General features: G+C 66.8%; 11 protein-coding genes and 1 pseudogene. 7 read left to right on the forward strand and 5 right to left on the reverse strand.

Features of this window, described 5'->3' with window-relative positions; genetic code table 11:
• Window positions 1-65: 65 nt before the first annotated feature.
• The 4 genes and pseudogenes from AB0N05_RS17505 to AB0N05_RS17520 all read left to right on the forward strand — a co-directional run.
• Window positions 66-1,607: pseudogene (locus tag AB0N05_RS17505) on the forward strand (DEAD/DEAH box helicase); the annotation flags it as partial.
• 1,356 nt (window positions 1,608-2,963) lie between these two features.
• A complete protein-coding gene (locus tag AB0N05_RS17510) occupies window positions 2,964-4,187 on the forward strand; it encodes a hypothetical protein (protein ID WP_364694445.1) in 1,224 nt (407 codons plus the stop codon).
• A 57-nt stretch (window positions 4,188-4,244) separates the two neighbouring features.
• Window positions 4,245-4,850 (forward strand): acid phosphatase, encoded by a 606-nt coding sequence (locus AB0N05_RS17515; protein WP_364694448.1) that lies wholly within the window; start codon window positions 4,245-4,247, stop codon window positions 4,848-4,850.
• Window positions 4,847-5,326, forward strand: a complete 480-nt coding sequence (locus tag AB0N05_RS17520) for a GNAT family N-acetyltransferase (RefSeq protein WP_364694451.1) — start codon at window positions 4,847-4,849, stop codon at window positions 5,324-5,326. Before AB0N05_RS17515 ends, AB0N05_RS17520 begins: the two co-directional genes overlap by 4 nt.
• Before the next feature lie 113 nt (window positions 5,327-5,439).
• Here AB0N05_RS17520 and AB0N05_RS17525 read toward each other — a convergent pair whose 3' ends face one another.
• Window positions 5,440-5,832, reverse strand: a complete 393-nt coding sequence (locus tag AB0N05_RS17525; RefSeq protein ID WP_364694660.1) for a hypothetical protein — start codon at window positions 5,830-5,832, stop codon at window positions 5,440-5,442.
• A 291-nt stretch (window positions 5,833-6,123) separates the two neighbouring features.
• Here AB0N05_RS17525 and AB0N05_RS17530 point away from each other — a divergent pair, with 291 nt between their 5' ends.
• Together AB0N05_RS17530 and AB0N05_RS17535 are read left to right on the forward strand one after the other, a co-directional pair.
• Window positions 6,124-7,083 (forward strand): diacylglycerol kinase family protein, encoded by a 960-nt coding sequence (locus AB0N05_RS17530; protein ID WP_364694454.1) that lies wholly within the window; start codon window positions 6,124-6,126, stop codon window positions 7,081-7,083.
• Window positions 7,084-7,341: 258 nt separating this feature from the next.
• Window positions 7,342-7,596 carry a WhiB family transcriptional regulator gene (locus AB0N05_RS17535; RefSeq protein WP_011211115.1) on the forward strand — a complete coding sequence of 85 codons (255 nt, stop codon included), beginning with the start codon at window positions 7,342-7,344 and terminating at the stop codon, window positions 7,594-7,596.
• 430 nt (window positions 7,597-8,026) lie between these two features.
• Here AB0N05_RS17535 and AB0N05_RS17540 read toward each other — a convergent pair whose 3' ends face one another.
• The 4 genes from AB0N05_RS17540 to AB0N05_RS17555 form a co-directional block, all read right to left on the reverse strand.
• On the reverse strand, window positions 8,027-9,541 hold the full coding sequence (locus tag AB0N05_RS17540; protein WP_364694457.1) for a histidine kinase N-terminal domain-containing protein: 1,515 nt from the start codon (window positions 9,539-9,541) through the stop codon (window positions 8,027-8,029).
• A 62-nt stretch (window positions 9,542-9,603) separates the two neighbouring features.
• The gene (locus AB0N05_RS17545) at window positions 9,604-9,819 is read right to left on the reverse strand and encodes a biotin/lipoyl-binding carrier protein (protein ID WP_364694460.1); all 216 of its coding nucleotides are present in this window, start codon (window positions 9,817-9,819) and stop codon (window positions 9,604-9,606) included.
• A gap of 248 nt (window positions 9,820-10,067) precedes the next feature.
• A complete protein-coding gene (gene rsrA / locus AB0N05_RS17550; RefSeq protein WP_364694663.1) occupies window positions 10,068-10,334 on the reverse strand; it encodes a mycothiol system anti-sigma-R factor in 267 nt (88 codons plus the stop codon).
• 8 nt (window positions 10,335-10,342) lie between these two features.
• A complete protein-coding gene (locus tag AB0N05_RS17555; RefSeq protein WP_364694666.1) occupies window positions 10,343-11,056 on the reverse strand; it encodes a sigma-70 family RNA polymerase sigma factor in 714 nt (237 codons plus the stop codon).
• A gap of 335 nt (window positions 11,057-11,391) precedes the next feature.
• On the opposite strand from AB0N05_RS17555, the gene ybaK reads away from it, so the two are divergent.
• On the forward strand, window positions 11,392-11,886 hold the full coding sequence (gene ybaK, locus AB0N05_RS17560) for a Cys-tRNA(Pro) deacylase (RefSeq protein ID WP_364694463.1): 495 nt from the start codon (window positions 11,392-11,394) through the stop codon (window positions 11,884-11,886).
• The last annotated feature ends 108 nt before the right edge of the window (window positions 11,887-11,994 follow it).

Genomic DNA, 11,994 nt, shown 5'->3' on the forward strand with positions numbered 1-11,994 from the left:
GACGGATCAGTGTGGTAGTCGCGGGCCGACCGGGTCCGCCCCACGCCTCGTGCGCGCGAGACGCGATGACGAGGAAAGGCAATACCCTGAGCAAGATCACCGTAGAGCAGGAACCGGGCGTGGCCGAGACGCTGCTGACCGCAGAACTCGACGACACCCACACCGCTCCCTCCTTCGCCGAACTGGGAGTGCGCCCGGAAATCGTGCGCGCACTCGGCGAGATCGGCATCGAACGCACCTTCGCGATCCAGGAACTCACCCTGCCGCTGGCCCTCGCGGGTGAGGACCTCATCGGCCAGGCCCGCACCGGCATGGGCAAGACCTTCGGGTTCGGCGTGCCGCTGCTGCACCGGATCAGCACCACCGGCTCCGGCACCACCCAGCTCGACGGCACCCCGCGCGCCCTGGTCATCGTGCCGACGCGCGAGCTGTGCATGCAGGTCACCTCCGATCTGGAGAACGCCGCCAAGTACGTCAAGGATGCGAACGGCGTCCCGCTGCGGGTACACGCCATCTACGGCGGCCGCCCCTACGACACCCAGATCGCCGCGCTGCGCAGTGGTGTCGACGTCGTGGTCGGCACCCCGGGCCGCCTGCTGGACCTAGCCGAGCAGCAGCACCTCATCCTCGGCAAGGTGCAGGTCCTCGTCCTCGACGAGGCCGACGAAATGCTCGATCTGGGCTTCCTGCCCGATATCGAACGCATTCTGCGGATGGTCCCGGACCAGCGCCAGACCATGCTGTTCTCGGCCACCATGCCGGGCCCGATCATCACCCTGGCGCGCACGTTCCTGAACCGGCCCACCCACATTCGGGCCGAGGAGCATCACGAGTCCGCGGTGCACGATCGCATCGAACAGTTCATCTACCGCGCGCACGCGCTGGACAAGACCGAGCTGCTCTCGCGCATCCTGCAGGCCGAGACCCGCGGCGCGACCATGATCTTCGCCCGCACCAAGCGCACCGCGCAGAAGGTGGCCGACGATCTGGCCGAGCGCGGTTTCGCGGTCGGCGCGGTCCACGGCGACCTCGGGCAGATCGCCCGTGAGAAGGCGCTCAAGAAGTTCCGCGACGGCAAGATCGACGTGCTGGTCGCCACCGATGTCGCCGCCCGCGGCATCGATATCGACGACGTCACCCACGTGGTCAACTACCAGTGCCCGGAGGACGAGAAGACCTACGTGCACCGCATCGGCCGCACCGGCCGCGCGGGCAAGGCCGGCGTCGCCGTCACCCTGGTCGACTGGGATGAGCTGCACCGCTGGGCCTCCATCAACAAGGCCCTCGACCTCGGCATCCCCGAAGCGGCCGAAACCTACTCCCGCTCCAAGCACCTCTACGAGGAACTCGGCATCCCCGAGGGCGTGACCGGCCAGCTCCGCAAGCCCAAGCCGGCCGCCCGCGACGAGGACGCGACCATCGTGGAGCGCGAACCCCGCGCCCCGCGCAATCGCAACCGCCGTCGCACCCGTGGCGGCACGGCCCTCGAAGGCGGCGCGGAAGCCACCGTCACCACCGAGTCGGATTCCCCTGCGGCCGAAGGTGATTCGTCCAACGACGGCGAGCGCACCGGCCGTCGTCGCCGCCGCCGGGGTCGCGGCGGTGCCGACCGCCCCGTCGACGCGACCGCCACCACAACCGAGTCCGTCGACACCGATGCTCCGGCCCCCGCCGACAACGGCGAGGGCAACGGCAACGGCGATAGCGATGGCACCGAGCGCACCGGCGGCCGCAACCGCCGCCGCAACCGCCGCCGCCGCGGTTCCTCCGATGCCGTGAACGGCTCGGGCGACACGAACGGTTCGGACAGCACCGTCGAAGCAGCGGCTGCCCCGAGCGAGGTAACCACCGCCTCGGTGACCACGACGGCCGACACCACGGACAACGCGGTCGAAGCCGCCGAGGCTCCGAAGTCCTCCGGCCGCAAGCGCACTCGCCGCACCAAGGGCTCCGACGAGTCCGCGAACGGTGCGACCGAGGCTTCGGTCGAGGCCGCCCCGGCAGTGCAGGCCGATGCTCCGTCCGACGTGGCCGCCACGGCTACCGCCGACACCGCGCCGATCGACGCGAGCGATTCCGAGGCTCCGAAGAGCCCCGCCCGCAAGCGCACTCGCCGCAGCAAGGGCTCGGAGGAGACCGTGAACGGTGTGGCTGACATTTCGGTCGAGGCCACCCCGGCAGCGCCCGAGGCTGTCGCCACCGTAACCGCTGACGACGCGGTGGCCGAGGCTCCGAAGGCGCGCACCCGCGCCCGTCGCAGCACCAGGGCCGCCGGTGACGCCGTGACCGCGTCGGACGAGACCGCCAACGGTTCCGCCGTCGCCACGGATGTCGACGCGAGTGCGGCCGAAGCACCGGCTGCGCCCAAGCGCGCCCGGCGGGCCACCAAGGCCGCGGGCGATACCGCGACCGCTTCGGTGGAATCCACCGTCGTGACCGTGGCCGAGGGCGAGGCTCCGGCGGAGGCTCCGAAGAAGCGGGTTCGCAAGGCCACCAAGGCCGCTGCCGAGGCCACCGCCGCAGTTGAGGCCACCGCTGTGGTCGAGGCTGCAAGCGATGCTCCGGCGGAGGCCCCGAAGAAGCGGGTTCGCAAGGCCACCAAGGCTGCCGCCGAGTCGGCGACCGAATCGGCCGAGGCCGCAAGCGGTTCGGGCGAGGTTGTCGCGGAGGCGCCGAAGAAGCGCGTTCGTAAGGCGGCCAAGGCTGCCGAAGCGGGCGAGACCGTGAATGGTTCGGGCGAGGTCGCTGCGGTGGCCGAGGCCCCGAAGAAGCGGGCTCCGCGTCGGGCTACCAAGGCTGTCGCCGAGGTTGTCGCGGGTTCGGGTGAGGTTGCCGAGGCGGCCGCACCGGCCAAGAAGCGGACCCGGAGCAAGGCCGCGGTGGGTGGCGAATCCGCCGCTGTCGCAACCGACACCGCCATCGCGGCCTCCGCGTAGTGGCTCGGATCGGCTAACCTCGCTGTCGTGCTCGCACCTGAGCGGCGGACGCGCGCCGATATTCTCACCGCTGTCGCGATCGCCGCTCTGGTGGCGATCGCGGCAGTAGTGGTCTGGTGGCAGAGCGATGCGCGCCGGACCGAATCCGATACCGCCGCGCATACCCTTTCCGCCCCGCCCACCCCGGAGAAGCTGCCGTCGCAGCTGCGCGAGTTGTGGCATGAGCCCGATGCGGCGGCCACCCGGGCGCTGGGCGTCGGCGGGGTGGCGGTCACCGCCGAGGGCGGGACCGTGGTCGGGCGCGATCCGCGCACCGGGGAACAGGTGTGGAAGTACCAGCGGGATTTGCCGCTGTGCGGGGTGGAATCGCAGTTCGGCACGGTCATCGCGACCTATCGGGACGACCGCGGGTGCAGCCAGACCACGCTGCTGAACGCCGAATCCGGTTCGCGCCTGACCGCGCGGTCCAGCGAGATGGACGATCAGGTGCGGCTGTCGGTGGACGGCACCTACACGCTCGCGCTGGGCCCGGATCGCCTGGAGATGTGGCGTTCGGACCTGGTCCGCACCCTCGAATACGGCAAGGTCGACGCCCCGGTGAATCCGCGCACCCAGCAGCGTTTCGGGTGCACCCTGCTCTCGGCCGCCTCGGCCCCCAGCCGACTGGCGGTGCTGGAGCGCTGCCCGAACGAGACGGCCGATCGCCTCACCATTCTCAATCCGGCCCCCAAGGACGGCACGGTTCCCGAGGAATACAGCACGCATGTCCTCACCGAGCCGGGCGCTCTGGTGGACGGTGCGCGCGTACTGGCGGTGTCCGACAGTCGAATCGCCCTGTTCCTACCCGGAACCAATTCCAGCGCACCGCAATTCGCGATCTATGACGTCTCCGGCAATCTCATTGCCAGCCACCAGCTTTCGGCCCCGATCTCGGACAAGGCGTTCGTCACCCACCTGAGTTCGGCGTATTTCGTCTACACCGGCGACAGCCTGATCGCCTTGAACGCCACCACCTTCGACCCGATGTGGTCGTTCGGCAATGCGCTCGGCACCCCCACCCTGCTCACCGGCCAGTTCCTGGTCCCGGTCCCCGACGGCATTGCCGCCCTGGATCCCACCACCGGTGCGCAGACCATGCGAATTGCCGTGCAGCGCAGCGATTACCACGGTGATCCGATCAGCATGTCGTCCATCGGCCCGACCGTGCTGGAACGCCGCGGCACCACGCTCTACGCCCTCGGCAGCGACTGACTCCACCGGGGCGGGGGGTGCGCGAATTCCGAGCGGCCTGTCCGGCATGATCGAGTCATGAGTGCTACCGAATTCAGGCTGGTCCTGCTACGCCACGGCGAGACGGAGTGGTCGGCGTCGCGGCAGCATACGGGGCGAACCGATATTCCCCTGACCGAGGCCGGCGAGGCGCAGGCCGTGGCGGCGGGAAAACTGCTGGCGGGGTTGGGGTTACAGGATCCGCTGGTATTCAGCAGCCCACGGCAGCGCGCGCTGCGGACGGCCGAATTGGCCGGATTGCAGGGCGTGCGCATCGACGACAATCTGGCCGAATGGGATTACGGCGAATACGAGGGCCTCACGACCCTGGAAATTCAGCGGATGTCGCCCGACTGGACCATCTGGACCGGCGTCACGCCCGAGGGCGAAACACCCGGCCAGGTGCAGAAGCGCGCCGATAAAGTGCTCGCCCGGGTCATGCCGGAATTGGCGAATCGCGATGTGGTCCTGGTCGGGCACGGCCATTTCTCGCGGGCGCTGATCGCGCGCTGGGTGGAATTCGATGTGATCGAGGGGCGGCGATTCTTCCTGTCCACCGCCGCGGTTACCGTGCTCGGGCACGACTATCACGCTCGAACAGTGCTCGCGCACAACCTGGTTCCGCAGGAAGGGGACGCCCGATGATCCGCCGCGCCACACCCGCCGATGTTCCGGCCATGGTGGAGCTCGTCTACGACCTCGCCGAATACGAGAAGGCGCGCGAGGAGTGCACGCTCACGAACGAGCAGCTCGAGGCCGCCCTGTTCGGTCCCGCTCCCGCCCTGTTCGCGCATGTGGCCGAGCGTGACGGCGAAGTGGTCGGCACCGCCATCTGGTTCCTGAACTACTCCACCTGGACCGGCACGCACGGCATCTATCTGGAGGACCTGTACGTCAAGCCGGAGACCCGCGGTCTCGGCCTGGGCCGCGACCTGCTCGCCGCGCTGGCCCGCGAGGCGGTCGAGCGCGGTTACGCCCGCGTCGACTGGGCAGTGCTGGACTGGAACACCCCGTCGATCGACTTCTACAAGTCCCTCGGCGCGAGTGCGCAGGACGAGTGGACCGGTTACCGCCTGTCCGGCACGCACCTCACCCGCCTCGCCTCGCACGCCGACGACTGATTCGGCAGACGCCTGATTCGCCCGCTGCGGTCTCTAGCCGCGGCGGGCACCCGGAAGCGTGGACGAGCGACCAGTAAGCCGTCGGCGAGCCTTTCAGCAGGCCTTACGTCCGGCTACTCGTCGTCGTCAGAGGTGTCGTACCCGGCGGCCAGCCACCGGCTCGACGCGGGCGCGAACAGCAGGCCCAGCGTCACGAGGCCGACCAGCGCCAGCGGAATGCCGTACTTCGCCTGACCCGAGGTGAACATGTACCAGGCCGGTGGCAGCAGCAGCAGATTCGCCAGCACCGCGATGGCGCGGCCCCACCGCTTACCGCGCAGCAGCGCGATACCCGCCGCCAGCACCGCGCCCGCCAGGATGATCACGTACGCGGCGGTGCCGTAACCGTTCACCACATGCTGATCCGCGCCGCCCACCGCGCGCACGATCAGCACGATTCCCACGACCACGCCGACCACGCCCTCGAGCGCCACCAGCGCACCCGCCCCGGCGATCGTGTCCGGCACGCCCGCCGCGACGATCCGGCGCCGGAACGTGCTGCCACCACCATTGTTCTGCTCAGCCACCCGGACAGCCTAAGGCTCCCCCGCCTCCCCGAAACTTCTGCGCCCAGCCGAGAGCCGCGAGAATCCCATTCGCGTACCGGCGGTCAGGTGCGCAACAGGTTTCGGTGGCCCCGCCGTAGCTGCGTCGATTCGCCGCAGCCGTCGACGATGCGCGGTCGGCTCGCCCGCGCCGCGTGCGCCCGGGTGCCGCATCGCGGGAGCGGCGCAATCGAACACAGTAGGCTGCTCTGCGTGCGGACGTTGCTGATCGTGAACCCCAATGCCACCTCGACCACCCGGGCCACTCGCGATCTGCTCGCACACGCATTGGAGAGCCGCACCCAGCTGACCGTCGCCCAGACCGAGCGTCGCGGGCACGCGGCGGAGCTGGCGCAATGGGCCGCGGACGAGCGCATGGATTTGATCGTGGTGCACGGCGGCGACGGCACCGTGAACGAGACCATCAATGGTTTTCTGCCATTGCCGGGCCGGCAACAGCGCGAATGGCTGCCGCGTTTGGGAATCATTCCGGGCGGTTCCGCGAATGTGTTCGCGCGCTCGCTGGGAATCGAACAAGATCCGGTGACCGCCGCCAATCAGTTGATCGATCTGCTCGCCGATGATGCCGATCGCCGCATCGGACTCGGCGTCGCGGAATCCCCGGACGCACCCGAAGACGATCGCTGGTTCACCTTCAGTGCGGGCGTCGGCTTGGACGCCGATGTGTGCGAGGCCATCGATGCCAAGCGCGCGAACGGAAAAGCCGCGACTCCCGCACGGTATCTGCGCGCCACGGTCAAACAGTTCTTCCGCCAGCAACGGCGCGATCCCCAGGTGCGCCTGGACATTCCGGGTCACGAAGAGGTCACAGACGTGCATTACGCATTCGTGACCAACACCAGCCCATGGACATACCTCGACAACACGCCCGTGCGCACGAACCCGGGAACCAGCTTCGAATCGGGTCTCGGGGTGTTTGCCATGCGCACCATGGGGGTGGTGCCGACCCTGTTGATCGCGCAGCAGTTGCTGGCTTCCAACGGAAATCCCAAGGGCCACAAATTGTTTCGCGAGGACGATGTTCCGGCCGTGCGGATCGAGGCCGCGGAGCCGATCGGGTTGCAAATCGACGGCGACTTCATCGGCCGACGCAACATGGTGAATTTCACAGCGGTTCCGGATATCCTCGATGTGGTCGCGCCGAAGCCTTAGCGGGCTCGACACACCTGAGGAACATCCTCGTTGTGCTGCGAAAACCTGCTGGACCGAGTAGAAATGACACGGCAGGCCCTCCATGTAGGGGCCTTACAGCGTGAGCTTCCCCACGGTGCACCAAGTATCTATTGACATCTACGGTGTTCGTGAAAGCATTCACAAGCAACCGTGCGGAAACATTCGAGTCGCACAAGTGAACGGACCACAAACCCGAGGGGCAGCGCTATGTGCGCGCCCTAGCAAAGGAGCAGAGGAATGGACTGGCGCCACAAGGCCATCTGTCGCGACGAGGACCCCGAGCTGTTCTTCCCGGTCGGTAACAGTGGTCCTGCGCTCGCTCAGATTGCCGATGCCAAGCTGGTCTGCGCTCGCTGCCCCGTTACCGCCGACTGCCTGTCCTGGGCTCTGAAGTCCGGACAGGACGCCGGCGTTTGGGGTGGTATGAGCGAAGACGAGCGTCGTGCACTGAAGCGACGTAACGCTCGCACGCGTACCCGCACCGTCGTCTAACTCGCTGACGACCGGCGTTACGGCCGACCCCAGCCTCGCGGCCATAACGCAATTCGGCCCGGCACCAACATTGGTGCCGGGCTTCACTGTGTAAAGACCAACTCTCGTAACTCTCAGGGGCTTCGCCCCCGAACCCCCCTCGAAACTCTCGGGGCTGCGCCCCGAACCCCGCGAGAATCTCTGGGACTGCGCCCTGAACCCCTCGGGATTCCCTCGAGACTGCGCCCTAAACGCCATTGGAGAGACTTCTCCGGCTGGGCTTCCCGAATCCTCTCGAGTGAGAGTTTTGCGGGGGATGTGCCGACGAACTGGGCTTTTACGATCGTGCTTCCTGCGTATTCGCAATTGCAATTCCGGTGAACGGGATTGCAATTTTCGAACGAATGAGCGGACGCAGCCTTTCAGCGCTTCAGCTGGTCCTTTCAGCGCGTCAGCGGGCGGAGCGGCGACCCAGGGGAACTCGTAGGACGGCGTCGGTGCCGATGTCCGCGCCGGGGTGCAGGCCGATGGAACCGCCGAGCTCGGCGGTAACCAGGGTGCGGACGATTTGGAGTCCCAGACGGTCGGAGGCCTCCAGGCTGAATCCGTCGGGGAGGCCTCGGCCGTCGTCGCTGATTATGACGTCGAGCCAGCGGGCCGAACGCTCGGAGCGGATTGTGACCGTACCGTTTTCGCCCGCATCGAAAGCGTGCTCGATGGCGTTCTGGACCAACTCGGTCAGGACCATGACAAGAGGGGTTGCGCGTTCGGCGGAGAAGACGCCGAGGGATCCGGAGCGGCGGACCTTGATGCGAGCGGTGTGCACCGTCGCAACGTCGGCCATTATCGGCAAGAGGCGGTCCACCACTTCGTCGAGATCGACTTCCTCGTCTACCGACATGGACAGCATTTCGTGCACGGAGGCAATGGAGGTGACCCGGCGGACCGATTCGGTGAGGGCCAGGCGGGCTTCCTCGTTCTCGGTGCGGCGGGCCTGCAGTCGCAAGAGGGCGGCGACGGTTTGCAGGTTGTTCTTCACGCGGTGGTGGATTTCGCGAATGGTCGCGTCCTTGGAGAGCAGCGCGCGGTCGCGGCGCTTCACCTCGGTGACATCGCGGACCAGCACGGCGGCACCGGCGAGTTCACCGTGCGGGCGCAACACCAGGGTGCGCAGCAGGACCGTCGCGCCGCGCGCCTCGACTTCCATTCGGCGACCGGCCTTTCCGGCCAGGGCGGCTTGGATATCGCCGACCACTTCCTGCGCGTCGAACGGGTCGGTGATCAAGGACTTGGTGGTCAGCGCCAAATCCTGTGCGACCAAATCGTTTTGCAAGCCCATGCGGTGATAGGCCGAGAGCGCATTGGGGCTGGCGTAGACGACCGCGCCCTGCGTGTCGAGACGGATGAAACCGTCACCGGCGCGCGGGCTGGAGTGCGAACCGGTGCGATCCTCCAGCGCGGGCCAGGTGCCGTCGGCCACCATCTGGCACAGGTCGTCCGCACAGGACATGTACGCGATCTCGAGGCTGGAGCGCATCTTGCGACGCTGAATATCGGTGTCGCGCCCCAGGATTGCGATGATGTCGTCGCCGACGCGCACCGGAATCGCCTCGCGCATGGTGTGAATCGGGTGGGGGTGGTAGACGCCCGTCGTCTCCGCATCCCCGTCGGTGCGCACGATGTCACCGGTGAGCAATGCCTCATAGATCTGCTGGTGTGTGTCCTTCGTCGCGTGACCACTCACCAGGTCCTCGGGATGCACGGTGGGCGCCGTGGTGGGACGGCATTGCGAGACACACACGATGTCCGCGCCCGCGCCGACCGGTCCGGTACCCACCCATAAGGTCAGGTCCGCGAACGACAGATCGGCCAGCAGTTGCCAGTCCCCCACCACCCGCTGCAGATGATCGACGGCGGCACCCGGTAGATCGGTGTGCTCGGCCAGTAGATCGCTCAGTGTCGACATTCACCCACGCTCCTCTTATCCCACGTCGGGTGTATGTTCCCACGCCGCGGCGTGGGTAGTCGTCAGGAGATCACTGCGATGAGATCGCCCTGCTGAAGTACGTCGCCCGGCTTCACGTTGATGGAGGTGACGGTGCCCTCGATCTCGGCCACCACGGGGATCTCCATCTTCATGGATTCCAGCATGACCAAGGCGTCGTCGACCTTCACTTTGTCGCCGACCGAGAGCAGGATCTCCTGGACCGTGGAGACCATCTCAGCGCGCACTTCCTCAGCCATGAACACCTCTCGTGTTTCGTGTGACCTCTAGCCCCTGACGGTACAGCCAACCACACGTGAAAGAATGGCCTCAACAGAAGGGAGCCTACTAATGGGTAAGCGTGGACGTAAGAAGCGCAGCCGGAAGAAGAACGCAGCCAACCACGGCAAGCGTCCGAACGCCTGAGCTGAGCACGTAGCTTGAAATGCACTGAGCGGCACGACTTCCCACTGGGAAGTGTGCCGCTCAGGCTATTTCTTGGGAGGGTCTAGTCCGCGGGCTCGATCCGAGTCTCCACCGAGGTGAACGTCGTGCGGATCTCCATGGTGAGGCGCTGGCGCAGCGAGTCGGGGGCGCGATCGCCGCCGCACTTGCGGTTCAGCAGCGACTTGAGCTTCTCCTCCAGGCCGTACGCCTCGATGCACGGGGAGCAGCGGTTGATGTGCTCCTGCAGACGCGCCTTGGCGGTCTCGTCGCACTCATTGTCCAGGAGCAGCCAGACGTCGGCGATCACCGCCGAGCAGTCCAGGTCCATATCGTCGCTCACTGGGTTACCTCCTGACGCGAGTCCTCGCTGCCCGACCGGTTGAATCCGCGTTCCCGTGCCACATCGGCGAGCAAGCCCTTGAGCTGCTTGCGTCCGCGGTGCAGGCGGGACATGACTGTGCCGATCGGGGTTCCCATGATGTCGGCGATTTCCTTGTAGGGGAAGCCCTCCACGTCGGCGTAGTACACCGCCATCCGGAATTCTTCGGGCAAGGACTGTAGGGCGGCCTTGATGTCGTCGTCCGGGAGTGCCTCGAGGGCTTCCATCTCGGCCGAGCGCAGCCCCTGCGAGGTGTGCTCCGCGGTGGCGGCCAGCTGCCAGTCGGTGATCTCGTCGGTCGGATACTGCGCGGGCTGGCGCTGCTTCTTCCGGTACGAGTTGATGTAGGTATTGGTGAGGATGCGGTACAGCCACGCGCGCAGATTGGTGCCCTCGCGGAAGGACTTGAAACCCTGGTAGGCCTTGGCGAAGGTCTCCTGCACCAGGTCTTCCGCATCGGCCGGATTGCGGGTCATGCGCAGTGCCGCGCCGTAGAGCTGGTCCAGCATGGGAAGCGCGTCGCGCTCGAACCGACGGCCCAGTTCGTCGACCGATTCGGTACTGCGCGCACCGTTCTCGCTGTCCCCCACTTCAGTGTCGACCGCTGGATCGTCACCGGCGTCGATGCCCGCACTCGTCTCCGAGTCGTCATCGCGCAGGCGATCGACCATGTCGTCGTCGCTCGTCACGCTAATCCCTTCGATCGCCGTAGCACTCGAATCTACCGCGCGAGGGATTGCTGCCGGGACACCGGCAGGTCGAGGGACTTCGAGGGTGTTATCCCACGGAATTGCTGTGCGGAACAGCAGCGGCCCGGTCCGCACCGGGGGCTCTTCGACCAGAACGGTCACCGACTCCTCCTTAGTCATGGATTACGGCCTCTCACCGTGGGCCCTGCGGTTGCTGCGAGGCGCGTATCGCATGCAACAGGCCGAACGCACACCCTGTTCCCACAACGTGGAAATCCGGTGTCCCAGCGGATAGGGCGCTGTCTAGGGTGTGACGAATGGCTGCTGCTTCCACTCCGGCGATCAAGGCACTTGTTCAGGCGAAGGTGGACCATCGGGTGCATTCCTATTCGCACGATCCGCGCAGCGACTCCTATGGCGCGGAGGCCGTGGAGGCCCTGGCCGAGGAGCTCGGGGTGACCGCGGGGCAGATCTTCAAGACATTGGTGATCGAACTGGGGTCGGGCGGGCTGGCGGTGGCGGTGCTGCCGGTGCCGACCACGCTGTCGTTGAAGGCGGCGGCCGCCGCGCTGGGCGGCGGCAAGGCGGCCATGGCCGACAAGGCGAAGGCCGAACGCACGACCGGGTATGTGCTGGGCGGGATTTCGCCACTCGGGCAGAAGAAGCGGTTGCCGACGGTGATCGATGAATCGGCGCTGGAGTGGGATCGAGTGCTGTGCAGTGCGGGCAAGCGCGGGCTGGAGATCGAGCTGGCCCCGGGCGATCTGGTGCGGTTGACGGGTGCGGTGACGGCGGCCGTCGCGGTGAGCTGACCAGGCCTTCTTTGTAAGTTGAGACACCTCCTCCGGAAATAGCTTGCCATCGGGCAACTATCTCTACATACTTGCTCAGTACAACTAGTTGATTTCTGCAAGCAGTTG

Source organism: Nocardia sp. NPDC051030 (genome assembly GCF_040683015.1).
Lineage (GTDB): Bacteria > Actinomycetota > Actinomycetes > Mycobacteriales > Mycobacteriaceae > Nocardia.